General features: G+C 67.8%; 24 protein-coding genes. 14 read left to right on the forward strand and 10 right to left on the reverse strand.

Annotated features, from left to right (window positions below):
- Positions 1 to 441 precede the first annotated feature (441 nt).
- The 7 genes from FJU31_RS18030 to FJU31_RS18060 all read left to right on the forward strand — a co-directional run bounded on the left by FJU31_RS18030 (position 442) and on the right by FJU31_RS18060 (position 7,188).
- Complete coding sequence (locus tag FJU31_RS18030) at positions 442 to 927, forward strand: Mpo1 family 2-hydroxy fatty acid dioxygenase (RefSeq protein WP_150455960.1); 486 nt, start codon at positions 442 to 444, stop codon at positions 925 to 927.
- A 353-nt stretch (positions 928 to 1,280) separates the two neighbouring features.
- Complete coding sequence (locus FJU31_RS18035) at positions 1,281 to 4,109, forward strand: monovalent cation/H+ antiporter subunit A (RefSeq protein WP_150455961.1); 2,829 nt, start codon at positions 1,281 to 1,283, stop codon at positions 4,107 to 4,109.
- Positions 4,109 to 4,486: a Na+/H+ antiporter subunit C gene (locus FJU31_RS18040; RefSeq protein ID WP_150455962.1), complete on the forward strand. Its 378-nt coding sequence runs from the start codon at positions 4,109 to 4,111 to the stop codon at positions 4,484 to 4,486. The genes FJU31_RS18035 and FJU31_RS18040 overlap by 1 nt, the downstream gene beginning before the upstream one ends.
- On the forward strand, positions 4,483 to 6,018 hold the full coding sequence (locus FJU31_RS18045) for a monovalent cation/H+ antiporter subunit D (protein WP_150455963.1): 1,536 nt from the start codon (positions 4,483 to 4,485) through the stop codon (positions 6,016 to 6,018). The genes FJU31_RS18040 and FJU31_RS18045 overlap by 4 nt, the downstream gene beginning before the upstream one ends.
- Positions 6,015 to 6,521 (forward strand): Na+/H+ antiporter subunit E, encoded by a 507-nt coding sequence (locus tag FJU31_RS18050; RefSeq protein WP_150455964.1) that lies wholly within the window; start codon positions 6,015 to 6,017, stop codon positions 6,519 to 6,521. The genes FJU31_RS18045 and FJU31_RS18050 overlap by 4 nt, the downstream gene beginning before the upstream one ends.
- On the forward strand, positions 6,518 to 6,802 hold the full coding sequence (locus tag FJU31_RS18055; RefSeq protein WP_025874598.1) for a K+/H+ antiporter subunit F: 285 nt from the start codon (positions 6,518 to 6,520) through the stop codon (positions 6,800 to 6,802). The genes FJU31_RS18050 and FJU31_RS18055 overlap by 4 nt, the downstream gene beginning before the upstream one ends.
- Entirely contained in the window at positions 6,799 to 7,188 is a 390-nt protein-coding gene (locus FJU31_RS18060; protein WP_150455965.1) for a Na+/H+ antiporter subunit G, read from the forward strand. The genes FJU31_RS18055 and FJU31_RS18060 overlap by 4 nt, the downstream gene beginning before the upstream one ends.
- Before the next feature lie 334 nt (positions 7,189 to 7,522).
- On the opposite strand, the gene FJU31_RS18065 is transcribed toward FJU31_RS18060, so the two are convergent.
- Positions 7,523 to 8,161 carry a hypothetical protein gene (locus FJU31_RS18065; RefSeq protein ID WP_150455966.1) on the reverse strand — a complete coding sequence of 213 codons (639 nt, stop codon included), beginning with the start codon at positions 8,159 to 8,161 and terminating at the stop codon, positions 7,523 to 7,525.
- Positions 8,162 to 8,284: 123 nt separating this feature from the next.
- Between FJU31_RS18065 and FJU31_RS18070 the strand changes: the two genes are divergently transcribed.
- Positions 8,285 to 8,857 carry a hypothetical protein gene (locus FJU31_RS18070; protein ID WP_150455967.1) on the forward strand — a complete coding sequence of 191 codons (573 nt, stop codon included), beginning with the start codon at positions 8,285 to 8,287 and terminating at the stop codon, positions 8,855 to 8,857.
- Between the two features lie 112 nt (positions 8,858 to 8,969).
- On the opposite strand, the gene hmgA is transcribed toward FJU31_RS18070, so the two are convergent.
- On the reverse strand, positions 8,970 to 10,274 hold the full coding sequence (gene hmgA, locus FJU31_RS18075) for a homogentisate 1,2-dioxygenase (RefSeq protein ID WP_150455968.1): 1,305 nt from the start codon (positions 10,272 to 10,274) through the stop codon (positions 8,970 to 8,972).
- An 83-nt stretch (positions 10,275 to 10,357) separates the two neighbouring features.
- Entirely contained in the window at positions 10,358 to 11,470 is a 1,113-nt protein-coding gene (hppD, locus tag FJU31_RS18080; protein WP_188115532.1) for a 4-hydroxyphenylpyruvate dioxygenase, read from the reverse strand.
- Between the two features lie 129 nt (positions 11,471 to 11,599).
- Between hppD and FJU31_RS18085 the strand changes: the two genes are divergently transcribed.
- Positions 11,600 to 12,094, forward strand: a complete 495-nt coding sequence (locus FJU31_RS18085) for a MarR family winged helix-turn-helix transcriptional regulator (protein ID WP_079223924.1) — start codon at positions 11,600 to 11,602, stop codon at positions 12,092 to 12,094.
- Positions 12,095 to 12,546: 452 nt separating this feature from the next.
- Positions 12,547 to 12,786, forward strand: a complete 240-nt coding sequence (locus tag FJU31_RS18090; RefSeq protein ID WP_150455969.1) for a hypothetical protein — start codon at positions 12,547 to 12,549, stop codon at positions 12,784 to 12,786.
- A 72-nt stretch (positions 12,787 to 12,858) separates the two neighbouring features.
- Here FJU31_RS18090 and FJU31_RS18095 read toward each other — a convergent pair whose 3' ends face one another.
- The 4 genes from FJU31_RS18095 to FJU31_RS18110 all read right to left on the reverse strand — a co-directional run bounded on the left by FJU31_RS18095 (position 12,859) and on the right by FJU31_RS18110 (position 17,316).
- Positions 12,859 to 13,986: a hypothetical protein gene (locus FJU31_RS18095; protein ID WP_150455970.1), complete on the reverse strand. Its 1,128-nt coding sequence runs from the start codon at positions 13,984 to 13,986 to the stop codon at positions 12,859 to 12,861.
- 144 nt (positions 13,987 to 14,130) lie between these two features.
- The gene (locus tag FJU31_RS18100) at positions 14,131 to 14,742 is read right to left on the reverse strand and encodes a thioredoxin family protein (protein ID WP_150455971.1); all 612 of its coding nucleotides are present in this window, start codon (positions 14,740 to 14,742) and stop codon (positions 14,131 to 14,133) included.
- A gap of 18 nt (positions 14,743 to 14,760) precedes the next feature.
- Positions 14,761 to 16,260 (reverse strand): peptide MFS transporter, encoded by a 1,500-nt coding sequence (locus FJU31_RS18105; RefSeq protein WP_150455972.1) that lies wholly within the window; start codon positions 16,258 to 16,260, stop codon positions 14,761 to 14,763.
- A gap of 180 nt (positions 16,261 to 16,440) precedes the next feature.
- Positions 16,441 to 17,316, reverse strand: a complete 876-nt coding sequence (locus tag FJU31_RS18110; RefSeq protein ID WP_150455973.1) for a tryptophan 2,3-dioxygenase — start codon at positions 17,314 to 17,316, stop codon at positions 16,441 to 16,443.
- Positions 17,317 to 17,640: 324 nt separating this feature from the next.
- On the opposite strand from FJU31_RS18110, the gene pdhA reads away from it, so the two are divergent.
- The 4 genes from pdhA to FJU31_RS18130 are packed head-to-tail and all read left to right on the forward strand — an operon-like array spanning position 17,641 to position 21,523.
- On the forward strand, positions 17,641 to 18,723 hold the full coding sequence (gene pdhA / locus FJU31_RS18115; RefSeq protein ID WP_079223930.1) for a pyruvate dehydrogenase (acetyl-transferring) E1 component subunit alpha: 1,083 nt from the start codon (positions 17,641 to 17,643) through the stop codon (positions 18,721 to 18,723).
- Positions 18,716 to 19,783: an alpha-ketoacid dehydrogenase subunit beta gene (locus tag FJU31_RS18120; protein WP_079223931.1), complete on the forward strand. Its 1,068-nt coding sequence runs from the start codon at positions 18,716 to 18,718 to the stop codon at positions 19,781 to 19,783. Before pdhA ends, FJU31_RS18120 begins: the two co-directional genes overlap by 8 nt.
- A gap of 1 nt (position 19,784) precedes the next feature.
- Positions 19,785 to 20,138 (forward strand): SH3 domain-containing protein, encoded by a 354-nt coding sequence (locus FJU31_RS18125; protein ID WP_079223933.1) that lies wholly within the window; start codon positions 19,785 to 19,787, stop codon positions 20,136 to 20,138.
- Positions 20,135 to 21,523 carry a dihydrolipoamide acetyltransferase family protein gene (locus tag FJU31_RS18130; RefSeq protein WP_150455974.1) on the forward strand — a complete coding sequence of 463 codons (1,389 nt, stop codon included), beginning with the start codon at positions 20,135 to 20,137 and terminating at the stop codon, positions 21,521 to 21,523. Before FJU31_RS18125 ends, FJU31_RS18130 begins: the two co-directional genes overlap by 4 nt.
- Positions 21,524 to 21,623: 100 nt before the next feature.
- On the opposite strand, the gene FJU31_RS18135 is transcribed toward FJU31_RS18130, so the two are convergent.
- The 3 genes from FJU31_RS18135 to FJU31_RS18145 all read right to left on the reverse strand — a co-directional run bounded on the left by FJU31_RS18135 (position 21,624) and on the right by FJU31_RS18145 (position 23,517).
- The gene (locus FJU31_RS18135) at positions 21,624 to 22,010 is read right to left on the reverse strand and encodes a VOC family protein (protein WP_150455975.1); all 387 of its coding nucleotides are present in this window, start codon (positions 22,008 to 22,010) and stop codon (positions 21,624 to 21,626) included.
- Positions 22,011 to 22,168: 158 nt separating this feature from the next.
- Positions 22,169 to 22,882 (reverse strand): helix-turn-helix transcriptional regulator, encoded by a 714-nt coding sequence (locus tag FJU31_RS18140; RefSeq protein ID WP_150455976.1) that lies wholly within the window; start codon positions 22,880 to 22,882, stop codon positions 22,169 to 22,171.
- Positions 22,882 to 23,517 carry an NAD-dependent epimerase/dehydratase family protein gene (locus FJU31_RS18145; protein ID WP_150455977.1) on the reverse strand — a complete coding sequence of 212 codons (636 nt, stop codon included), beginning with the start codon at positions 23,515 to 23,517 and terminating at the stop codon, positions 22,882 to 22,884. The genes FJU31_RS18140 and FJU31_RS18145 overlap by 1 nt, the downstream gene beginning before the upstream one ends.
- Between the last annotated feature and the right edge of the window lie 94 nt (positions 23,518 to 23,611).

Here is a 23,611-nt window from a genome sequence, read left to right on the forward strand (position 1 = left end):
TCGACCGTTGGTCGACTGCTCTTCGTTCCGACCGCGCAACGCCCGCGCTGCGCGCGATCGTCGACCAACGGTCGACCCTACCCTGCGGACGCCCCGCACCGTCCGGCCCGGCCGGATGAATTCGGGCGGGTGGGTAGAGTCGACCGTTGGTCGACTGCTCTTCGTTCCGACCGCGCAAAATCCGCGCTGCGCGCGATGGTCGACCAACGGTCGACCCTACCCTGCGGACGCCCCGCACCGTCCGGCCCGGCCGGATGAATTCGGGTGGGAGTCGACCGTTGGTCGACTGCTCTTCGTTCCGACCGCGCAAAACCCGCGCTGCGCGCGATGGTCGACCAACGGTCGACTCTACCCCCGTCGCGTCCGCCCGTCGGTCCCGCCGGTTCGGGATTACCCGGTGGGCCCCCGCACCGTCCGGCCCGGCCGGAGTATGCTGGCGGCATGCAGACCACCACCCAGCTTGCGCGGCCAATCGACCGCTACTTCGCCAGCTATTCAGACGACCATCGCAACGTCATCAACCAGCGCATCCACGTGGTGGCGGTGCCGGCGGTCCTGTGGTCGGTGGTGGCCCTGCTGTGGTGCGTGCCGCCGCTGATCACCTGGTTCCAGTACGGCATCTGGTCGGCCTTCGCGATGTTCAGCGCCTGGTGCTTCTATAACAAGCTGTCGCGCCCGCTGGGCATCGGCATGCTCATCCAGTTCTTCGTGTTCGGCTGCCTGTGCCGCCTGCTGGAGGCCGAGATCGGCCTGAACAGCCTGCGCTGGCTGGCGCTGGGCGTGTTCGTGGTGGCCTGGCTGGCGCAGTTCATCGGCCACACGTTCGAAGGCCGCAAGCCCAGCTTCCTGACCGACCTGACCTACCTGCTGATCGGCCCGGCCTGGGTGATGGCCAAGGCCTACCGCAAGCTCGACTGGCGCTACTGACCTCTCCTGCCGCGTCACTGTCCGTCGTTTCCTGAACGGGCGCTTCCCGTCACCCCTGCTGCACGAACGACCTGCCAACCTGCGATGCACGGGCGGCACACGCCTGCCTGCACGTCCGCTGAGAAAGCCACAGCCGTTGCCACGCGGGGGCGCAGGCCGCCATGCGCGGGCGTAGGGAGCCGATCCGACAAAGCCGGCGGCCACACGCCGCAAGGCCCGGAAACGGGCATGCCGCACCGCAAAAAAGATGAATAGCGCACGTTACATGCCGTTTGTGGCCGTTACATGGGTTTCGGCGGCATTTGGCTGACTGTTAGACTCAATGACCTGCTCGTGAATCATGGATTCCCTGCATGCTCCCCAGCCTGCCCCTGCTGCTGGCCCTGCCGTTCCTGATGGCAGTGGCTGTTGCGGCCTTCCCCCGTAGTTCCCGCGCGACAGCCGCCTGGCTGGCGGCGCTGGCGCCGTTGGGCGGTCTGGCCATCCTCGGCTGGCTGACCCCGGCGATCATGGATGGGCAGGTGGTCCGCAGCGTGATGCCCTGGCTGCCGCAGATCGGGCTGGACTTCGCCCTGCGACTGGACGGCCTGGCCTGGATGTTCGCCGGCATGGTGCTGGGCATCGGCGCGCTGGTGGTGCTGTATGCGCGCTACTACCTCAGCAGCCAGGACAACGCGCACCGCTTCTACTGCTACCTGCTGCTGTTCATGGGCGCCATGCTGGGCATGGTGATCTCCGGCAACCTGCTGCTGCTGATGGTGTTCTGGGAAATGACCAGCATCAGCTCGTTCCTGCTGATCGGCTTCTGGTCGCACCGCAAGGACGCCCGCGAGGGCGCGCGGATGGCGCTGGTGATCACCGGCGGCGGTGGCCTGGCCCTGCTCGGCGGCGTACTGCTGATCGGCCGCATCGTCGGCAGCTTCGACCTGGACGTGGTGCTGGCCGCCGGCGACCACATCCGCGCCAGCGCGCTCTACCCCTATGCCCTGTTCCTGGTGCTGGCCGGCATCTTCACCAAGAGCGCGCAGTTCCCGTTCCACTTCTGGCTGCCGCACGCGATGGCCGCGCCCACCCCGGTGTCGGCCTACCTGCATTCGGCCACCATGGTGAAGGCCGGCGTGTTCCTGCTGGCCCGGCTGCATCCGGCCCTGGCCGGCACCGACCTGTTCTTCTACACGGTCAGCGGCATCGGCGCGCTGACCCTGCTGATCGGCGCCTGGAACGCGATCTTCCAGCACGACCTGAAGGGCCTGCTGGCCTACTCGACCATTTCCCACCTGGGCCTGATCACCCTGCTGTTCGGCCTGTCCACGCCGATGGCGGTGGTCGCCGGCGTGTTCCACATCCTCAACCACGCCACCTTCAAGGCCTCGCTGTTCATGGCCGCCGGCATCATCGACCACGAGACCGGCACCCGTGACATGCGCAAGCTGGGCGGGCTGAGAAAGCTGATGCCCTTCACCAGCGCACTGGCGATCATCGCCTCGCTGGCGATGGCCGGCATCCCCCTGCTCAACGGCTTCCTGTCCAAGGAAATGCTGTTTGCCGAGGCATTGACCGCTGGCGGCCCGGGCACCATGCGTACCGCGGTGTCGATCGCCGCGCTGCTGGCCGGCGTGTTCGGCGTGGCCTACAGCCTGCGCTTCGTGCACGACACCTTCTTCGGCCCCGGCCCGCACGATCTGGACCGCGTGCCGCACGAGCCGCCGCGCTGGATGAAGGTGCCGGTGGAGATCCTGGTGGTGATCTGCGTGGCGGTGGGCATCGCCCCGGCGCTGACCGTGGCGCCGGTGCTGCATGCGGCGGCCAGCTCCATCCTCGGCAACGCCATGCCCGAGTACAGCCTGTCGGTCTGGCACGGCTTCAACCTGCCGCTGGCGATGAGCGCGATCGGCGTGGTCGGCGGCGTGGCCCTGTACTTCGGCCTGCGCAAGGTGATCAACCTGCACGGTGTGGAGAACACCGCCACCGGCCGCAACGTCTTCCACGCCCAGCTGGACACGGTGTCCGCGCTGGCCATGCGCCTCACCAACGGCATCGCCAACGGCAGCCTGCAGCGCATGCTGCTGGGCCTGGTGCTGGTGGCCATCACCGTGGCCGCCGCGCCCTACATCGCCAACCCGGCCTCGCCCAACTGGACCAGGCCGCAGTCGATCCCGCTGCTGGGCTGGGCGCTGTGGCTGGTGATGATGGCCTGCGCCGTGGCCACCCTGCGCGTCTACAAGCAGCGCCTGCTGGCGGTGCTGCTGGTCGGCGGCGTGGGCCTGATGGTGTCGCTCACCTTCGTGTTCCTGTCTGCCCCGGACCTGGCGCTGACCCAGCTGCTGGTGGAGATGGTGACCCTGGTGCTGATGCTGCTGGGCATGAACTACCTGCCCGCCCAGTCCGGGCCGGAACGCCCGCGCTGGCGCAAGCGCCGCGATGCGGTCATCGCGATCATCGCCGGCGCCGGCCTCGGTGCGCTGGCCTACAGCGCGATGACCCTGCCGCCAAACACCATGGCCGGCGAGATGCTCGCCCGCGCCCTGCCCGAGGCCTATGGGCAGAACGTGGTCAACGTGATCCTGGTCGACTTCCGCGGCTTCGATACCTTCGGCGAGATCACCGTGTTCGGCATCGCCGCACTGGTGGTGCATGCCCTGCTGCGGCGCACGCGCATGGCCCCGGAACAGATCATGCCGGGCCCGCCGATCAAGCTGCCGGTGCCGGCCGATCTGGCCCAGATCATGTTCCCGCTGACCCTGACGGTATCGATCTTCCTGTTCCTGCGCGGCCACAACGCGCCCGGCGGCGGCTTCATCGCCGGCCTGGTGCTGGCGGTGCCGCTGCTGATCCAGTACGTGATCCAGGGCACCGCCTCGGTCGAATCGCGTTTCGGCTTCGACTACATCCGCTGCATCGGCATGGGCCTGCTGATCGCCCTGCTCAGCGGCAGCGCCTCGATGCTGTTCGGCGTGCCGTTCCTGACCAGCGGCCACCTCGACCTGCACCTGCCGCTGATCGGTGAAGTACCGCTGGCCAGCGCGATCGGCTTCGACATCGGCGTGTACCTGGTGGTGTTCGGCGGCGCCATGCTGATGCTGTCGATGATGGCCACCGTGAAGCCCTCGCGTACCCGCAGCGCGCGCAAGGGCGAGATCGACCTGCAACGCCGTTCGGCCCGCACCGGGGAGATGCACTGATGGAACTGGCCCTGGCCACCGCGATCGGCGTGCTGACCGCCATCGGCGTCTACCTGCTGCTGCGCGCGCGCAGCTTCGATGTGATCCTCGGCATGACCTTCCTGTCCTACGCCACCAACCTGCTGATCTTCGCCGGCGGCCGCGTGGTGCAGGGCAAGGCGCCGGTGCTGCAGGACGGCCTGGAGAGCCACCTGGGCAACTACACCGATCCGCTGCCGCAGGCGCTGGTGCTCACCGCCATCGTCATCGCCTTTGCGATGACCGCGGTGACCATCGTGCTGGCGATGCGCAGCCGCAGCGACAACCACAGCGACCACGTGGATGCGCACGAACCGGATGAGGACGCACCGCCGCGTCCGGGCGAGGACCAGGCATGAATCATCTGGTGATCCTGCCGATCCTGGTTCCACTGCTCGGCGCCGCGCTGTCCCTGTTCGTCGAACACCGCCGCTATGGCCCGAAGGTGCAGCGCAGCGTAGCCTGGACCGCGATGGCGGCGCTGGCCGTGGTGGTGGGCCTGCTGTTCGCGCAGACCGCCGGCGGTGACATCAACGTCTACCTGCTGGGTGACTGGCCCTCGCGGCTGGGCATCGCACTGGTGGCCGACCGCCTGTCGGCGTGGATGCTGCTGACCACGTTGCTGCTGGCCATCCCCTGCCTGATGCATGCGTGCTCGGGCTGGGACCGGCGCGCGCCGCACTTCCACGCGCTGTTCCAGTTCCAGCTGGTGGGCCTGAACGGTGCGTTCCTGACCGGCGACATCTTCAACCTGTTCGTGTTCTTCGAGGTGATGCTGATCGCCTCCTACGGCCTGCTGCTGAGTGGCGGCCGTGGCCTGCGCATGCGCATCGGCCTGCACTACGTGGTGTTCAACGTCACCGCCTCGACCCTGTTCCTGATCGCGCTGGGCCTGCTGTATGCCTCGCTGGGTTCGCTGAACATGGCCGAGCTGTCGCAGCGCATCGCCGAAGTACCGGCCTCGCAGCTGACCCTGGTGAAGGCGACCATCGGCCTGTTGCTGCTGGTGTTCTGCGCCAAAGCCGCGCTGATGCCGCTGTACCTGTGGCTGCCCGAGTCCTATGCGCGTGCGCCGGCTGCGGTGGCCGCGCTGTTCGCGATCATGACCAAGGTCGGCCTGTACGCCGTGCTGCGCGTGCAGATGCTGTGGTTCGGCGAGGACGCCGGCGCGCTGGCCGGCTACGGCCGCGACTGGCTGCTGTGGGCCGGCGTGGCGACCCTGGTGCTGGGCGGCCTGGGCGCACTGGCGGCTGCGCGCCTGCGCGTGCTGATCTCCTACCTGGTCATCGTCTCGGCCGCGACGCTGTTCATCGCCTTCGCGGTGGGCACGCCGAAGGTACTGTCGGCCGGTCTCTACTACCTGCCGCACAGCAGCTTCGTTGCGGCGGCGCTGTTCCTCATCGCCGACCTGATCCGCCGCCGCCGTGGCGGTGCCAGCGATCGCAAGGAAGTGGTGGCACCGATGCCGGGCAAGGAAACGCCAGCCGTGCTGTTCCTGATCGGCGCGGTCTCGGTGGCCGGACTGCCGCCGCTGTCCGGCTTCCTGGCCAAGGCCGCGCTGCTGGCCGGCATGCCCGCGCAGTACACCGGTGCGGTGTGGACGGCGGTGCTGGCCAGCAGCCTGCTGGTCATCATGGGCCTGACCCGCGGTGGCATCCGCCTGTTCTGGCGCGTGCCGACGCCCGACCCGGACGCGCCGCCGCCGCGCAAGGCACCGCTGCGCCGCATCGAGCTGTACGCCGCTTGCCTGCTGCTGGCCTACGGCGTCGGCATGGCCGTGGCCGCAGCGCCGCTGATGCGCCACACCGACGCCATCGCCGCCCAGCTGCTGCAGCCGGGTGATTACGTGCAGCAGTTGCGCGCGACCACGCCGGAGATCCGCCAGCCATGACCGCCAAACCTTCCCTGCGCCGGCGCCTGTTTCCATCACCGCCGCTGAGCGTGATGGTGGTGGCCTTCTGGCTGCTGATGTCCGACAGCTTCACCCTCGGCCAGTTCCTGCTCGGGCTGCTGCTGGGGGTGGTGGTGCCGCTGTTCGCGGCGCGCCTCGACCGCGAGTTCGCCCGCATCGGCACGCTGCGGCCGGTGCCGAAGCTGCTGGTCGTCACCCTGTGGGACATCCTGATGTCCAACATCCGCGTGGCCATCCAGGTGCTGGGCCCGGAGCGCAACATCCACCCCGGTTTCATCTGGTTGCCGCTGGACATCGCCAACATCCACGGCATCGCCGCACTGACCAGCATGATCACGCTGACCCCGGGCACGGTGTCGGCGGCGCTCAGCGACGACCGGAAATTCCTGCTGGTGCACGTGCTGCACCTGGACGACCCGCAGGCGCTGATCGACACGATCAAGCGCCGCTATGAAGCCCCGTTGATGGAGATCTTCCCATGACTGGATTCCAGATCATCCAGACCACCCTGGTGGTGTGCATGCACGTGGTCGGCCTGGCCATGCTGCTGGCCACCTGGCGCCTGCTGCGCGGGCCGACCGTGCCTGACCGCATCCTGGCACTGGATACGCTGTCGGTGACCGCCATCGCCGAGCTGATGCTGTTCGGCATGTACCTCAATTCGGCGATCTACTTCGAGGCGGCACTGATCATCGCCATGCTCGGCTTCGGCAGCACCGTGGTGCTGAGCAAGTTCGTGCTGCGCCGGGACATCGTCGAATGATCACCTTCATCCAGATCGCGCTGTCGATCCTGCTGCTGTTCGGCTGCTTCTTCATCCTGGTCGGCGCACTGGGGCTGGTGAAGCTGTCCACCTTCTTCAAGCGCCTGCACGCGCCGACCAAGGCCAGCACGCTGGGCGTGGGCTGCGTGCTGGTGTGCTCGGTGTGTTACCACATCTTCCTGGGCCAGGACCCACAGCCGCGCGAGCTGCTGATCACCGTGTTCCTGTTCATCACCGCACCGATCAGCGCGCACATGATGGCCAAGGCCGCGCTGTCGCTGCTGATGGAAACCCGCCCCAGCCTGCCGGGCAACGAGCGCGCGAAGGAAGAGCAGCTGCCGCCGCCGGAACCGGCGCGGGAAGAGGACGCCACACAGAACCGGTAGTGCCGGCCGCTGGCCGACACGGCCCGCTCTTGGTGGGTGCCGACCGTTGGTCGGCGCGGTTCTTTGATGGTAGGTGCCGACCGTTGGTCGGCACGGCTCTTTGATGGTAGGTGCCGGCCGTTGGTCGGCACGGTTCTTTGATGGTAGGTGCCGACCGTTGGTCGGCACGGTTCTTTGATGGTAGGTGCCGACCGTTGGTCGGCACGGCTCCGCGCAAAGTGCAGCCGAGCATGGGCTCGGCTCTACATCACCACTATTTCCAGCCCCAGCCACGCGAAGAGCGCGCCGAGCAGGTGCGTGGCCACCCTTGGCGGGTGAGCCGCGGCCGCCATGGTCAGCCGCAGCCTTCCACGTAATCCACCTGCGGGGTCTGGCCCACCCGCCAGCTGCCGACCTTGCCGTCGGCGCCCAGCGCGAAATCGATGATGGCCGCGCCCTCCTGGGCCGGGCGCACGCGCAGGTGCTGGGCCTTCTCGTCGTACTTGTCCGGGCCGACGTCGGCGCGCTCGGGGTACAGCAGCTGCAGCTCGCCCAGAGTCATGCCGACCTTGCCGCCGCCCGGGGCGACGATGCCGGTGCTGCGTACGTCGTAGCGCACCAGCTTGCGGCCCTCGATCATCAGGCGCGGGTCCTCGGCATCCTGCGGGCGCAGGAAGTAGCAGCCGTCGTTGTTGTCATCGGCCGGCAGCGGCTTGCCTGCCGCATCGGTGCCCAGTCCCTGCAGCGGCGTGCCGAAACCACTGCGCACGTCGGCGATGGACGCGCCCAGGCGCGCACCGCCGAAGCCATCCAGCCGCGCCGGGCTGTCGCTGCGCGGGTCGGCCGGCGAGGTGATGGCCAGGTCGGCATCGGCCGGGGCGGTGGCGGTCGCCGTGTCCTTGGCCGGGGCGGGGGCAGCCTCGGGGCTGTCGGGGCTGCGCGAACAGGCGGCCAGCGACAGCAGCAACAGACCGGCAATCGGGAGATGTTTCATGGCGCGGATCCTTGGCACGAGATGGCTGCACGCTAGCGCAGCGCGCGTGCAGGCGCTGCATTGTCATCGCCGTTTCATGCCCCGCGTTCAGGCTCGGCGTGCACCGACTTGGCTGTCCCTCCCATGCAACCGCGCAAGACCGACCTCGCCCGAACCGCGCTGCAGGCCCACCGCGCGCCGCTGGACATGCGCCAGCGTCGCCTGCTGATCCTGTGTGATGGCCAGCGCAGCATCGCCGACCTGACCGGCTTGATCGGCCAGGAAGCGCCTGCCATGGTGATCCAGCTGATCCAGGGCGGCTATCTGGAAACCGGCGCGCCCGCAGCGGCGAGTCCATCTGCACCGCCAGCGCCTGCCACGCCCCGCCCCGCGCCGGCGGCAGCGGTGGCGGCCGCACCTGCGCCCGGCCCCGTGTCAGCCCCCGCTCCGGCCGCGCCGGTCGAGCGCCGTCGCTCGCTGGTGGCCGCACGCATCTACCTGCTGGGCATCCTGGAGATGCAGCGCAACCCGATGGCGGCAGCCCTGTTCCGCGACCTGCAGCAGGCCCGCGCCGAAGAGGATGTGGTGAAGGTGCTGCAGGCGGCGCTGCTGGCGCTGCCGGGCATGACCTCCGACGGCTACTGCGAGCGCGTACGGCTGCGCCTGCTGGAAGCGCTGCCGACGGAGCACTGCGACGCCTTCGCGGCCACGGCGTAGCAGCGACCGGGTAGAGTCGACCGTCGGTCGACTGCTCTTGCCTGAAAATACCGCGCTGCGCGCCTTGGTCGACCAACGGTCGACTCTACCCCGCCTGCCCTGCCGGCCCCTGCTACGCCAAACGGAAGTTGTTGCGCAGGCCGTTCCAGCACTGCTGGTAATCGCCTTGGCGGTGGCTGGCGGCCACGGCCTGCGCGCTCGGGCGGATAACCGCGCGGGTCTCGAACATGAAGGCCATCGTGTCCTTGATGACATCGGCCTTGGACAGATCGGCATTGGAGGCCTTGTCGAAGGTCGGCGCATCCGGTCCGTGCCCGCTCATGCAGTTGTGCAGCGACGCGCCGCCGGGCACGAAGCCTTCGGCCTTGGCATCGTAGGCACCGTGCACCAGGCCCATGAATTCGCTGGCGATGTTGCGGTGGAACCACGGCGGGCGGAACGTGTTCTGCGCCACCAGCCAGCGCGGCGGGAAGATGGCGAAATCCACGTTGCTGGTGCCCGGCGTGTCGCTGGGCGAATGCAGCACCAGGAAGATCGACGGGTCCGGATGGTCGTAGCTGATCGAACCGATCGTGTTGAAGCGGCGCAGGTCGTAGCGGTACGGCGCGTAGTTGCCGTGCCAGGCCACCACGTCCAGCGGCGAATGGTCGATGGGCGCGCGCCACAGGCGGCCCTCGAACTTGGCGATCAGTTCGAAATCACCGTCCACGTCCTCGAACGCGGCATGCGGGGTTTCGAAGTCGCGCGGGTTGGCCAGGCCGTTGGCGCCGATCGGGCCCAGGTCGGGCAGCTTCAGCAATGCGCCGTAGTTCTCGCAGATGTAGCCGCGGCTGGGGCCGTCGGGCAGTTCGACGCGGAAGCGCACGCCGCGCGGAATGACCGCGATCTGCTGCGGTTCGATCTCGATCACGCCCAGTTCGGTCAGCAGGCGCAGCGCCCCCAGCTGCGGGACGATCAGCAGTTCGCCGTCGGCGTTGTAGAAGTAGCGGCCGACCATGTCACGGTTGGCGGCGTACAGATGGATGCCGACGCCGGCATGCGCATCGGGCGCGCCGTTGCCGCCCATCGTGTACAGGCCTTCGACGAAGTCGGTCGGCAGTTCCGGCAGCGGCAGCGGGCTCCAGCGCATCTGGTTCGGCGACGCCGGCTGCGCGCCGAAATCACACTGCAGCTGCGACTGCGCGAACGGGGTGAATTCACCGTGGGTCACCGACGGGCGGATGCGGTACAGCCAGCTGCGGCGGTTGCTGCCGCGCGGCGCGGTGAACGCGGTGCCGGAGAGCTGTTCGGCATACAGGCCGTGGGCCACCTTCTGCGGCGAGTTCTGCCCGACCGGCAGCGCGCCGGCGACGGCCTCGGTGGCGAATTCATTGCCGAAACCGGACTGGTAGCCGCGGGCGGTGAGGGCGGTGGACATGATGGTCTCCAGAGAACAGCGATGCCGGAACGGAAGCCGCCGGGCATGGCCCGGCGCTACCGAGGGTGGTGCGTGTGGTGACCTTACAGCACGCCGCGGCGGATCTGGTCGCGCTCGATGCTTTCGAACAGCGCGGTGAAGTTGCCTTCGCCGAAGCCTTCGTTGCCCTTGCGCTGGATGATTTCGAAGAAGATCGGGCCGATGCAGTTCTGGGTGAAGATCTGCAGCAGCTTGCGCTGGTGGGTTTCCGGGTCGGCGTCGATGAGGATCTTGTTCTTCGCCAGGCGCGCCACGTCTTCACCGTGGTTGGGCACGCGCTGGTCGATCACATCGAAGTAGGTTTCCGGCGTGTCGAGGAAGTCCACGCCCTGCGCGCGCATGGCTTCGACAGTCTCGTAGATGTTGTCGGTGAAGCAGGCGATGTGCTGGATGCCCTCGCCCTTGTACGCGTCCAGATACTCGTTGATCTGGCTCTTCGGGTCGGACGATTCGTTCAGCGGGATGCGCACGATGCCGTCCGGGGCGGTCATCGCCTTGGACACCAGGCCGGTCTTCAGGCCCTTGATGTCGAAGTAGCGGATCTCGCGGAAATTGAACAGGCGCTCGTAGTAATCCGACCACTGCTGCATGTTGCCGAAATACAGGTTGTGGGTCAGGTGGTCGATGAAGGTCAGGCCGAAGCCGAACGGACGCAGATCGGCGCCGTCGATCACCTCGTAGTTGTCATCGAAGACGCTGCCGGCGCTGCCGTAGCGGTCCACCAGGTACAGCATGCAATCGCCGATGCCCTTGATGACCGGGGCGTTGACGGCCTTGCTGTCCGGCTTGAAGGCGATGGCTTCGGCGCCGTTGCCCAGGGCGGTCTGGTAGACCTCCTGGCCCGGCCTCTTGAAGCGGATGGCGAAGCCGCAGGCGCAGGGACCGTGCTTTTCGGCGAAATCGGCGGCGAAGGAATCGGGGTCTTCGTTGACGAGGAAGTTGACGTCGCCCTGGCGATAGACGGTAATCGGACGCTGCTTGTGCTTGAGCACCGCGCTGAAGCCCATCTTGCGGAAGTACTCGTGCAGCTCCTGGCCACGGCCGGCCGGGGCGGCAAATTCGACGAACTCGAAGCCGTCGATGCCCATCGGGTTTTCGAAGGTGGTGACCTGCATGCCGGGGTTCGGGTGCGAGGCGGTCGGGACTGCGGTATTCATGGCGTGGCTCCGAATCGGTACCGCATCGGTACAAACCAGGTGCGGGCTGGGGTGGACCCGGCGAGAATGCAGGGTCCGGACATACCACTTATAGTTACACTTGAAACCACCAGCAAGGTGCACCGCAGCATGAGCCCAGCCGACCCCGCCTCCACCCGCGTGCGTGCCTCGCACGTCCTGCTCGACCTGGAACAGTTCCTGCCGTATCGGCTGAGCGTGCTGTCCAACCGCGTGAGCGGCAACATCGCCAAACTCTATGGCGACCGCTACGGCCTGGCCATTCCCGAGTGGCGGGTGATCACCATCCTGGCGCTGTATCCGGGGTCGTCGGCCAGTGAGGTCTCCGACCGCACGGCGATGGACAAGGTGGCGGTCAGCCGGGCGGTGGCACGCCTGCTGGAGCGCGGTTTCATCAAGCGTGAGACGCACGGCGACGACCGCCGGCGCTCGGTGCTGGCGCTGTCGGCGGCGGGTTTCGAGGTGTACGAGACGATCGCGCCGCTGGTGATCGAGATCACCCGCAAGCTGATGTCGGTGCTGAGCGAGGAAGAAGAGCAGGTGCTGGAGAAGCTGATCCTGCGGCTGGCCGGTGACGGCCTGGAGCGGATGGGCGAAGGCGTCTGAGGGGGAGGTTTCCGGGGCCCTGCCCCGGACCCCGGTAGTGCCGGCCGCTGGCCGGCAACTTCAACGGCAACCGCTGGCTTTCCGTGGGATGGCGGGGCGGTGGCCAGTGGATCCACGCCATGCGTGGATGACGATGGCTGCCATGCACGACGTGTCGCCGGTAACCCTGCATGGGTGCGTGGTGACTTCTTTGATGACGTTGGGTGCACGCGGCTATGTATTCGCCGACGAACGGCGCCCAAGCCGGTCGCGTCACCGGCTGTCGGCTTTGCCGGCTGATGTTTCGGGATCGGCCCGGTAGCATCGTCTTGGACAGCTCGGGCCTATCCAACGGCTTCAATCGAGTGGTTTTGCCTATTGGACGAATGCTTCGGCCGGGGCGAGGTTGGGCGCGCAGCGGACACCGCTGCCGGGGTTGAAAGCCCGTTGATCCAGGCTCAGGAAACCCCGCCATGTCCCGATCCGCCCGCCGCAAGGTTCCGGCACCCGCCCCCGTCACCCTCGATCATGAGGCCGACCTGCAGCGCATCGATGAGGCGCTGGCGACGGTGGAATCCATCGCCGATGTCTGGTTCGAGCACCATCGCCTGAAGCCCTGCCCGCCCGGGTTCCTGCTGTCGCTGAACCGGCTGCGCGATTTCACCAGCTTTGCCAAGGCCTACGCGACCGCGTTGCGGGTGGTGCGGGAGTAGATCCACGCCATGCGTGGATGCCGGCGATGGGGTCAAAGCCCTTTCCTGCGGAAAGGGATCCGATCCCGGCACTCAGCTCAGGTGCTTGCGCCGCGCATGGATCCACGGCACGGCCAACGCGGCGATGGCACCGCCCGCGAAGCCCAGTGAGGCCGCGACCGTCGCCGCCTCGATCGCACCCGGCAACGCCAGCGCGGCGGCCACCAGCAGCAGTGACGGCAGGCCGACAAAGGTACCGAGGAAGAAGGTCCAGCGCGGCGACCAGGTGTTGAGCTGCAGCAGGCTGACGGGCTGCCAGGTTTCGGCGGCGGCGTCTTCGGCGATCTTCGCCACGACCTTGCCCAGGTCCACTTCCGGCACGAGCTTGCCGGGTCGGGCGGCGGCGATGGCTTCGGCCACCGCCTCCACCGGCGGAAAACTTGCCGGCCAGGCGGCAGGCGCGGCCACGCCATAGGCGGTCAGCAGCGGCACGCTCAACCAAGGCGCCACCAGCGGGCGCACCTTGCGGCGGCCGTACACGCACCAGATCTGCGCCTGGCCGTGCGCGGTCACGCTGTACAGGGCCAGTTCGCCCGGCGGCGGGTAGCCGAGCATGGTCACCCGCGCAGCCAGGCTGTCCTGGTTCATCGCGCGCAGGAAGCCGGGGCGGCTGCGCCCTTCCTGCATGAACGCGAGACCCAGCGCGCCGACCAGCCAGGCTTCGGCCACGTCCTTGCTGCCGGGCGTGGCGCGGTCATCCGCGGCCAGGTACCAGGCCAGCGATTTGGGTTCGGCCACGTCCTGCAGGCCCCAGCGGCTGTCGTCGCCCAGCACATGGCGCACCGGCAGGCGGGCCGGCGCAGTCTCGCCACGCTCACCGGTCTGCAGGAAGGGCAGCACGCCCTGCACGAAGCTGGAAAGGTCGATCGCGCGCAGGCCATTGGCGGGCCACTCCGGCGGCAGCAGTCCAGCCAGCTGGCCTTCGACGGCCAGACGGTCCAGGCGGGCCTTCTGTTCAACCAGCTTCTGCACCGCGCCTTTCAGCACGACGTTGTCCGGCAGGGCGATCTGCGGCAGGCGGTGGCGCGGCAGTGCCAGCTCCACATCGTCCTCGCCGGTGCCTGCGTCATCCAGCAGGGCATGCTGCGGCGGCAGGCTCACCCCGTCGGGGGCGGCGTCGCTGGCCGCGTCGAGCAGGCGTTGGGCGTGGTCGCTGTGCATGGGCGCTCCGGTAGGGGCAGCCGACGATCCTGTCGACTGACGTCCTTGCCGTTAGCGGCCGTGGGGTGGGTTTCTGTAGGTGGGTCGGCAGTGCAGCCGAGCGCCGCGGCAGCCGAGCATGGGCTCGGCTCTACAAACGGCGGGTCAGCGCTGCGGCGCCCACTTCTTCAGGAACGCCATGAACTTGGTGCGGTTGTAGCCCTTGCCCTCGTTCTTGGCTTTTTCCAGCTCGCCGGTGAACTGCGACTGCAGCAGGGTGCCATCCGAATCGAGCACGAACAGGTGCGGGTAACCCTTCACCTGCGGGTACTGCGAGAGAAACGCCGCGTTCTCGTTCTCTTCGCTGTAGTTGACCTTCATCCACACATAGTTGGCATCGCGGAAGCGGCGGATCTCCGCATCGCCTTCCACGAACTGGTCCATCAGGTGGCACCAGGGGCACCACTCGCCGCCCACGTCCAGGATGATGTGCTTGTTGCCGCGCTGGGCTTCGACCTTGGCCGTTTCCAGATCGGCGGCCGGGTCACGCGCGGGGTCGAAGCTCGCATTGAGGCCGGCGATGGCGGCGATGTCGGCCGCGGCCGGGGTATTGCCCGAGGCCACCGGCGCGCTGGGGTCAGCGGCCGGTGGCTCGGTGGGACGGGTATCGAGCGGTTGCGTCGGTTCGGCAGGCGCCGGCGGCGGTTGCTGGGAACAGGCGCTGATCAGCGCCGCACACACCACTGCCACCACTGCACTGCCAAACGTTGTACGCATGCCTACTACCCTCTGTGTTTACTTGACGCCGTGCATCAGCTTGTTGATCAGCGGGGCGATCAGGAACAGCACCACGCCGGAGCCGATCAGGGCCCAGAACCCGAAGGTATACCCCTTCAGCGCCGATTCGATCGTCATGCCGCCTTCACCGGACACCGCGCCGGCGAAGATGCCCGACAGGTTGTTGCCGATGCCGGTGGACAGGAACCAGCCACCCATGCCGAAGCCGACCAGGCGCACCGGGGCCAGCTTGGTCACCATCGACAGGCCGATCGGCGACAGGCACAGCTCACCGACGGACTGGATGACGTAGACCATGAACAGCGTCCAGAACGGGATCTTGCCGTCCACCACCATGCTGGACAGGGCCAGCATCAGCAGTGCGAAGGCCGCGCCGTTGAACAGCAGGCCCAGGCCGAACTTGCGCGGGATGGACGGATTGGCGTTGCCCAGCTTGATCCAGATCCAGGCGATGATCGGGGCCAGGGTGATGATCGCCACCGAGTTCACCGACTGGAACCACGCGGTCGGGAAGGTCCAGCCACCCAGGTCGCGATTGACGATGTTGTCAGCCAGGAAGGTGAAGGAGCTGCCGGCCTGTTCGAAGAACATCCAGAACATGACGTTGAAGGTGAAGATGATCAGCATGGCGATCACGCGGTCGCGCTGCACCTTGCCTTCGCGGATGCCTTCAACCAGCAGCAGCACGCCCAGCGCCACGAACAGCACGCCCAGGATCCAGGCCAGCGCGGTGGCACCAGTGGAGAGCAGGAAGTAGGCCACCGGGATGGCCACCAGCGAACCGACGAACACCATCACCACGCGGCCCATGCCCTCGGCACCGGCCGGCGGTGCGCCAATGCCCTTCAGGCCGGCACGACCGATGTAGAACCACACCAGGCTCAGCAGCATGCCGATACCCGACGCGATGAACACCATCTTGTAGGACGGCATGGCTTCGGTGCCGAACACCTTCTCGGCCAGGAACTGGGTCAGCACCGGGGCGATCATCGCGCCGATGTTGATGCCCATGTAGAAGATGGTGAAGCCCGAGTCGCGGCGCTCATCCTTCAGGCCGTACAGCTTGCCGACCATGGTGGAGATGTTCGGCTTGAACAGGCCGTTGCCGATGATGATCGTGGCCAAGCCGAACTCGAAGATCTCCTTGTTCGGCATGGCGACCATGAACAGGCCGGCCGCCATGATCACCGCACCGGTCAGGATCGAGCGCTGGTAACCCAGCACCCGGTCGGCCACGTAACCACCGAAAATGGCGGCTGCGTACACCAGTGCCAGGTAGGCACCGTAGGTGCGGCTGGCCGCGCCCTGCCCGGCCGCGTCGCCGTCGAAGAACTGGGCGACGATGTACAGCACCAAGGCCCAGCGGATGCCGTAGAACGCAAAGCGCTCCCAGAACTCGGTCATGAACAGCATCCACAGCGGGCGCGGGTGGCCCATCGTGGTCTTGAAGTCCGGCAGCGCCGGCTCTGGGGTGTTCGCAGTGGCGTTTAGGCTCATGCGGATTTCCTGGTTCGGTGGATGGACGGCACATCCGATGTGCGCTGGAGCAACGCGCGAGGATCACCGACTTGTGGCGTTCACGTCAAATACACGCCGTTTGAGGCAGGTCACGGCCTGCTCGCTGAACTTGCATCTGAAACGATCCAGCCCGTCGTCGGCGGCCTTGCTGAATGGGGCTCAGGCCGGGTCGGCCGGCGGCGCTACCTGGAGGCTGGTGCGCACCTGGAACAGTTCGGGGAAGAAGGTCAGCTCCAGTGCCTGTCGCAGGAAGCCCACCCCGGACGAGCCGCCGGTGCCGCGCTTGAAGCCGATCACCCGCATCACGGTGCGCATGTGGCGGAAGCGCCACAGCTGGAAGGCGGTTTCCAGGTCCACCAGGTCCTCGCACAGCGAGTACTCGCGCCAGTAGCGGTCGGTGTCCTGGTAGATGCGGGCGAACACCGGCTGCAGGCTGTCATCGGACACGTGCGGCTGGGTCCAGTCGCGGTCGCGGTAGAGGTCGGGGATATCGTGGCCGAAGCGCGCCAGGTACTTCAGGAATTCCTCGTACAGGCTCGGCGCTTCCAGCACGGTGCGCAGCTGCGCCTGGCCGTCCACGTCGTGCTCGAACACCTGCAGCATCTGCGCGTTCTTGTTGCCCAGCAGGAACTCGATGTAGCGGTACTGCAGCGACTGGAAGCCCGAGGACGGGCCGAGAACGTCGCGGAAGCCCATGTACTCGGACGGGGTCAGCGTTTCCAGCACCGACCACTGCTCGGTCAGCTGGCGCAGCACCTGCTTGCTGCGCGCCAGCACTTTGCGGCACTGCCAGACTTCGTCGCGCTGCAGGAAGCCAATCGCCGCACGCAGCTCATGGCCCAGCAGTTTCAGCCACAGCTCCGAGGTCTGGTGCTGGATGATGAAGAGCATCTCGTCGTGGTGTGGCGGGTTGGACAGCGGCTGCTGCGCGGTCAACAGCTGGTCCAGGCGCAGGTAGCCGCCGTAGGTAAGGCGCCCCTGCAGGTCGGTGTGGATGCCGGCTTCGAGATCGCGTTGGTTGTTGTCGACGGACATGGGCGGGACCAGATCAGGGGCGGCAAGGGTAGCGCGTTGCCTGCCGTGCGGGCACCCGGGCGACCGTACCGGGGCGTGCGGTGGACCTGTGGAACCGACGTTGCGCGTGGAACCGTTTGCGGCGTTGCGCCGGCAGTCAGCCAAAGGCGTATTCTGATGCTTTGCAGCAACGACTGAATACGTTGTTGTTATTGGCCCCCGAGCCGTCGCCAGGGGTACAAAGGGGAATCCCCGTGTTGCGCCGCAGGAAGGCTATTTCGTACGCGTTCCTTAACATGGCGATTCATATCATTTGTAACTTCTCTGTCGAAGGTGCAGTACGCAATGACGGTTGCCGCTGAGTTCAAGATCGAATACCTGCAGTACCTGGACGCGGACGGCAAGCTCGTCCGTGACGACCTGCCCGCATCCCTGAAGGATCCGGCGGTCCTGGTGCCGCTGTTCAAGCAGATGCTGTACGTACGCACGTTCGACAGCAAATCCATCGCGCTGCAGCGCACCGGCAAGCTCGGCACCTATGCCGCCTGCCTGGGCCACGAAGCCGCACACGTCGGCATCGGCGCTGCGATGAAGGCCGGCGACGTGTTCGCGCCCAGCTACCGCGAATACGGTGCGATGTTCATGCGTGGCGTGCGCCCGTACGACGTGCTGATGTACTGGGGCGGCGACGAGCGCGGCAACGACTACACCGGCAACGCGGTGAAGGACTTCCCGTTCTGCGTGCCGATCTCCACCCAGTGCCTGCACGCTGCCGGCGCTGCGCTGAAGTTCAAGCTCAACAACGAAGCGCAGATCGCGGTGGCGGTGTGCGGCGATGGCGGCAGCTCCAAGACCGACTTCTACGCCGCGCTCAATTCCGCCGGTGCCTACAAGCTCCCGCTGATCCTGTGCATCGTCAACAACGGCTGGGCGATCTCGGTGCCGCGTTCGGCCCAGACCGGCGCCGAAACCCTGGCCCAGAAGGGCCTGGCCGGTGGCCTGCACTGCCTGCAGGTGGACGGCAATGACCTGATCGCCGTGCTGGCCGCGATGGAACAGGCGCGTGAACGCGGCCTGGCTGGCGACGGCGGCACCGTGCTGGAACTGCTGACCTACCGCCTGTCCGACCACACCACCGCCGACGACGCACGCCGTTACCGCGACGACGCCGAAGTGAAGGACGCCTGGACCCGTGAGCCGATGCTGCGCCTGCGCAAGTACCTCATCGCCCAGGGCGTGTGGAGCGAAGACGAAGAAAAGACCTGGGTCGAGCAGTGCGCGGCCAAGGTGGACGAGGAAGTGAACCAGTACCTCAATACCCCGGTGCAGCCGGTCGAGGCGATGTTCGACTACCTGTATGCCGATCCGCCGGCGGACCTGCTGGCCCAGCGCGCGGCCGCCATTGCCCTGGAGCAGCGCCATGGATGACATCAAGACGGGCGCATCCGCTTCCCAGGCCAATGCCGCCGACAGCGCCGCTGTCGCCGGTGGAGATATCGCAATGACCGCTACCCCCATCACCCTGATCGAAGCCATCACCCAGGCCCTGGCCTGGGAGCTGGAACACGACCCGTCGGTGCTGGTGCTGGGCGAGGACGTGGGCGTCAACGGCGGCGTGTTCCGTGCCACCGCCGGCCTGCAGCAGCGCTTTGGTTCGCAGCGCATCCTCGACACCCCGCTGGATGAAACCACCATTGCAGGCCTGACCGTGGGCCTGGCCGCACAGGGCATGAAGCCGGTGGCCGAAGCCCAGTTCGACGGCTTCGTCTATCCGATGGTCGACCACATCATCTGCCACGCCGCGCGCCTGCGCACCCGTACCCGTGGCCGCCTGCACTGCCCGATGGTGCTGCGCGTGCCGTGGGGCGGTGGCATCCGCGCGCCGGAACACCACAGCGAAGCCAACGAATCGATCTTCACCAACGTGCCGGGCCTGCGCGTGGTGCTACCGTCCAGCCCGCAGCGTGCCTACGGCCTGCTGCTGGCCGCCATGCGTGATCCCGACCCGGTGATCTACATGGAGCCCAAGCGCATCTACCGCCAGTACAAGGAAGTGGTCGTCAACGACGGCGAAGCACTGCCGCTGGACGTGTGCTTCGTGCTGCGCGACGGCACCGACGTGACCCTGGTGGCCTGGGGCGCGCAGGTGAAGGAAGCGCTGGAAGCAGCCGACAAGCTGGCCGGCGAAGGCATCAGTGCCGAAGTCATCGACGTGGCCACGCTGCGTCCGCTGGACTTCGCCACCATCGCCGAATCGGTGGCCAAGACCGGCCGCTGCGTGGTCGTGCAGGAAGCCCCGAAGACCGCGGGTTTCGGGGCGGAGATCGCCGCGCGCCTGGCCGAGGAATCCCTGTACGACCTGCTGGCCCCGGTCGAGCGCGTTACCGGCTACGACACCCACATTCCGCTGTTCCGCCTGGAAATGAAGTACCTGCCCAGCGTGGACCGGATCGTGACCGCGGCCAAGCGCGCGGTGGCGGCAGGCTGACATGCGGGCCCGCCTCCTTGGGGCTTACCGCAGCCAGTATTCCAACCCGCTCCGGTTCCGCACCGGCCAGATCGTCGAAGTCGGTGTACGTGACGAGGAATGGCCGGCGTTTGCCTGGGTACGCACCAACGATGGGCGCGCTGGATGGGCGCCCGTCGCTTGGCTGCAGCTGCTGGATGATGGTCGCGCCGAAGCCCTGCGCGACTACGACGCCCGCGAGCTGGATGTGGAAAACGGCGAGATGGTGAAGCTGCATCACGAACATGGTGGGTGGTGGTGGTCCGAGCGCGCGAATGGCGCGACGGGCTGGCTGCCGGCCCGCGAACTGGAACTGCTGGAAGAGAACTGCACATGAGCCAGACCAAGAATTTCAACCTGCCCGACCTGGGTGAAGGCCTGCCGGACGCGACCATCGTCGAGTGGTTCGTCAAGGAAGGCGACGTGATCAAGCTGGACGCGCCGCTGGTGTCGATGGAGACCGCCAAGGCCGTGGTGGAAGTGCCGTCGCCGGTGTCCGGCACGGTGCTTCAGCTGTCCGGCGCCGCCGGCGACATCATCCCGACCGGTGCCGTGCTGGCCACCTTCGAGATCGACCCGAACCTGCCGCAGCGCGCCGATGGCCAGGACACCGGCCACAGCCACGGGCACGCCCCGGCGGCCCCGGCCGCACCGAACCCGCCGCCGCTGCCGGCCGCTGCCGCTCCGGTGGCTGCCGCTGCCGAAGAAAAGGCCGAGCGCGATGACGCCGGCACCGTGGTCGGCGCGATGCAGAGCTCAAATGCCGTGCACACCGAACAGGCGCTGGCCGTCGGTGGCGTCAAGGCCGTGCCGGCCGTGCGAGCCACCGCGCGCAAGCTGGGCGTGGACCTGGCCCGCGTGCGCGCCACCGGCGCCGATGGCGCGGTGACCATGGCCGACGTCAAGCAGGCCGCGGCCGACGGCAGCGCCAAGCTGGGTGCTGCCCCGGCACCGGTGCCCGCCGCCGCTGCATATACTGCCCCGGCCCCGGCCCAAGTGGCTGCGCCGGTGCAGAGCGAAGCCCGTACCCCGCTGTCCGCCGCCGGCAAGCCGATGCGTACCCAGCCGCCGGGCGTGGTCGCCAAGGGCCAGCCGGAACCGCTGAAGGGCGTGCGCCGCAACATGGCACGCGTGATGGCCGATGCACACAGCAAGGTCGTGCCGACCACGCTGAATGACGACGCCGACATCCACACCTGGCTGCCGGGCAACGACGTGACCGCCCGCCTGGTGCGCGCGATCGTGGTTGCCGCGCAGAAGGTGCCCGCGATGAACGCCTGGTTCGACGGCGAAGCGCTGACCCGCACCCTGCACGCGCAGGTGGACATCGGCATCGCCGTGGACACCGACGACGGCCTGTTCGTACCGGCGCTGCGCAACGCCGACATGCTCGATGCCCGTGGCATCCGCGAAGGCGTCAACCGCCTGCGCGAACAGGTGGAAGCCCGTTCCATCGCGGCCTCCGAACTGAGCGGCTATACCATCTCGCTGTCCAACTTCGGCATGTTCGCCGGCCGCTACGCGACCCCGGTCGTGGTGCCGCCGTGCGTGGCCATCATCGGTGCCGGCCGTGCCCGCCACCAGATGACCCCGGTGATGGGTGGCGTGGAAGCCCACAAGGTCATCCCGCTGTCGGTGACCTTCGACCACCGCGCCGCCACCGGCGGTGAAGCGGCCCGCTTCCTGCGCGCGATGATGGATGATCTGGCACTCGCCAGCTGATCCACCACCTGATTGGTGGGTGCCAACCGTTGGTTGGTACATGATCTGAAAGAACGCCGGGCATTGGCCCGGCGTTTTTTTCATGGCCGCGCCGTGGCGGTCAATCGCGCGCGACCATGCCCTCGGCACGGCTGTACACGCGCAGGCGGTGGCCATCGGGATCGACGCCGACAAAGGTGTGGCCGAATTCCAGGGTCACCGGTGCCTGCGTGATCTGCACACCGAGCGCGCGCCAGGCGTCATGCAGCTGCTGCACTTCAGCCGGGTTGGCGGCCACCATCGCCAGCTCGGCGGCGCCGGCCTCGGCGGTGACCGGAGGCAGCACGCCATCGCGCTGCCACAGGCCCAGGGCCGCGCCATCGCCGAGCAGGAACAAGGCGAAACCGGGTGACTGTTCGACCGGTGGCGTGCCGAGGATGCCGCTGTAGAACGTGGCACTGGCCGCGACATCGCGCACGTACTGCAGCAGGGTGCTGGGCTTGAACATGGGGAACCTCCGTTGTTGGGAGCGCCCATGGTGGCGCGGGCCTGCTGACAGATCCTGTCAGCAGCGTTGGCGGCGCTGGCCTGCGCTTCTGCCCTGGTAGAGTCGAGCTTGCTCGACTGCTGTTGGCGAAGATCAAGAACAGTCGAGCAAGCTCGACTCTACGAAGAAGAAAGGTCCAGCCAATCCGGGGCGATGCCCTGCACTTTCTGCCAGCGGCGCAGCAACGTGCCGCGCGGTACCAGGTAGCGATCTTCCAGCGTGCGCACCCGCCGGATGCGGTCCAGGCGGAAATGGCGGAAATCCTCGCGGCCCTCGCACCATGCCGCCAGCACCACCACCTCATCGAAGTAGCCCAGCGCGAACGGCCAGACCACGCGCTCGCTGCGCTGCCCCTGCGCATCCTCATAGGCAAACTTCAGCCGCTGCTGCGCACCCACCGCTTCGCGCACCGCCTGCAGGCGCGCCGCCGGCACCGTCGCTCCGGGCTTCGAGGGACCAATGCGCAGGCCGCTGTCGCGCAGTGCGTCACGGCGTGCGGCGGGCAGTACATGGGCGATGCGTGCCAGGGCATCACGGGCTGCATCGGCCAACGCCGGCTCGGTGCGCGCGGCCACCCAGCGCAGCCCCAGCACCAGCGCATCGATCTCGGCCGGCGGCAGGGTCATCGGTGGCAGCACGTCGCCGGGTATCAACTGGTAACCCACGCCGGCTTCGCCGCGCAGATCCGCGCCCTGCGCGCGCAGGGTCTCGATATCGCGGTACAGCGTGCGCAGGCTGATGCCCAGTGCTTCGGCCAGGGCGTGCCCGACCACCGGCCGGCGGTGCCGGCGCAGCAGCTGCAGCAGCTGGGTCAGGCGCAGCGCACGCGACATCAGCCGGCCAGCGCGCTGGACGCCACCACGTGCTCGCCCGGCGGCGGGGCCAGTGCGGCATCCACCAGCGCCCTGGCAATGCGGCTGGCCGGATTGATCCGCCAGGCCCGCGGCAGCACCGGCCCGAGCACACCCAGCACCTGCAGGGCAAAGTGCTCGCCGCGACGCACCTGCTGCCGCTGGCCCCCGATCAGGCCCGGCCGCACCAGGGTGAGCGAGGCAAAGCCGAGTGCGCGCAGGTCGCGCTCCAGCTCGCCTTTCACCCGGTTGTAGAAGATGGCCGAGCCCGCCTCGGCGCCGGCGGCGGAGTTCAGCACGAAGGCGCGCGCACCCTGGGTACGGGCCAGGCGGGCGAAGGCCAGCGGGTAATCGTGGTCGATGCGATGGAAGGCCTCGCGGCTGCCCGCCTGGGCCATCGTGCTGCCCAGCGCGCAGATCACCGCATCCACCTGCGCCCAGTCCGGTGCATCGGGCAGAGCGTCGAACTGCAGCACCGGGGCATGCAGTTTCGGATGGCTCAGGCCCAGCGGGCGCCGGGTCGGGGCCACCACCGCGCGGCACAGCGGGTCATCCAGCAGCCTCGGCAGGGCCAGCCCGCCGACCAAGCCGGTCGCCCCCAGCAACATCACGCGCATACCCACCTCCCCTACGGCATCCTGTCGTCCATCGTAGCCGTTCAAGCCGTCGGCGGCCGCGCCGATATGCTGTCACCAGTCCCTGCCAGCCCCA

Origin of the sequence: Stenotrophomonas cyclobalanopsidis (assembly GCF_008710035.1) — a bacterium.
GTDB classification, from domain to species: domain Bacteria; phylum Pseudomonadota; class Gammaproteobacteria; order Xanthomonadales; family Xanthomonadaceae; genus Stenotrophomonas; species Stenotrophomonas cyclobalanopsidis.

Coding starts and splice junctions, on each gene's coding strand:
- FJU31_RS18145 (WP_150455977.1), bottom strand. CDS start 23,517: ATGCGCGTGATGTTGCTGGGGGCGACCGGCTTGGTCGGCGGGCTGGCC.
- pdhA (WP_079223930.1), top strand. CDS start 17,641: ATGACGGTTGCCGCTGAGTTCAAGATCGAATACCTGCAGTACCTGGAC.
- FJU31_RS18130 (WP_150455974.1), top strand. CDS start 20,135: ATGAGCCAGACCAAGAATTTCAACCTGCCCGACCTGGGTGAAGGCCTG.
- FJU31_RS18135 (WP_150455975.1), bottom strand. CDS start 22,010: ATGTTCAAGCCCAGCACCCTGCTGCAGTACGTGCGCGATGTCGCGGCC.
- FJU31_RS18060 (WP_150455965.1), top strand. CDS start 6,799: ATGATCACCTTCATCCAGATCGCGCTGTCGATCCTGCTGCTGTTCGGC.
- FJU31_RS18105 (WP_150455972.1), bottom strand. CDS start 16,260: ATGAGCCTAAACGCCACTGCGAACACCCCAGAGCCGGCGCTGCCGGAC.
- FJU31_RS18045 (WP_150455963.1), top strand. CDS start 4,483: ATGAATCATCTGGTGATCCTGCCGATCCTGGTTCCACTGCTCGGCGCC.
- hppD (WP_188115532.1), bottom strand. CDS start 11,470: ATGAATACCGCAGTCCCGACCGCCTCGCACCCGAACCCCGGCATGCAG.
- FJU31_RS18035 (WP_150455961.1), top strand. CDS start 1,281: ATGCTCCCCAGCCTGCCCCTGCTGCTGGCCCTGCCGTTCCTGATGGCA.
- FJU31_RS18040 (WP_150455962.1), top strand. CDS start 4,109: ATGGAACTGGCCCTGGCCACCGCGATCGGCGTGCTGACCGCCATCGGC.
- FJU31_RS18050 (WP_150455964.1), top strand. CDS start 6,015: ATGACCGCCAAACCTTCCCTGCGCCGGCGCCTGTTTCCATCACCGCCG.
- FJU31_RS18140 (WP_150455976.1), bottom strand. CDS start 22,882: ATGTCGCGTGCGCTGCGCCTGACCCAGCTGCTGCAGCTGCTGCGCCGG.
- FJU31_RS18065 (WP_150455966.1), bottom strand. CDS start 8,161: ATGAAACATCTCCCGATTGCCGGTCTGTTGCTGCTGTCGCTGGCCGCC.
- hmgA (WP_150455968.1), bottom strand. CDS start 10,274: ATGTCCACCGCCCTCACCGCCCGCGGCTACCAGTCCGGTTTCGGCAAT.
- FJU31_RS18100 (WP_150455971.1), bottom strand. CDS start 14,742: ATGCGTACAACGTTTGGCAGTGCAGTGGTGGCAGTGGTGTGTGCGGCG.
- FJU31_RS18085 (WP_079223924.1), top strand. CDS start 11,600: ATGAGCCCAGCCGACCCCGCCTCCACCCGCGTGCGTGCCTCGCACGTC.
- FJU31_RS18070 (WP_150455967.1), top strand. CDS start 8,285: ATGCAACCGCGCAAGACCGACCTCGCCCGAACCGCGCTGCAGGCCCAC.
- FJU31_RS18125 (WP_079223933.1), top strand. CDS start 19,785: ATGCGGGCCCGCCTCCTTGGGGCTTACCGCAGCCAGTATTCCAACCCG.
- FJU31_RS18090 (WP_150455969.1), top strand. CDS start 12,547: ATGTCCCGATCCGCCCGCCGCAAGGTTCCGGCACCCGCCCCCGTCACC.
- FJU31_RS18055 (WP_025874598.1), top strand. CDS start 6,518: ATGACTGGATTCCAGATCATCCAGACCACCCTGGTGGTGTGCATGCAC.
- FJU31_RS18095 (WP_150455970.1), bottom strand. CDS start 13,986: ATGCACAGCGACCACGCCCAACGCCTGCTCGACGCGGCCAGCGACGCC.
- FJU31_RS18120 (WP_079223931.1), top strand. CDS start 18,716: ATGGATGACATCAAGACGGGCGCATCCGCTTCCCAGGCCAATGCCGCC.
- FJU31_RS18030 (WP_150455960.1), top strand. CDS start 442: ATGCAGACCACCACCCAGCTTGCGCGGCCAATCGACCGCTACTTCGCC.
- FJU31_RS18110 (WP_150455973.1), bottom strand. CDS start 17,316: ATGTCCGTCGACAACAACCAACGCGATCTCGAAGCCGGCATCCACACC.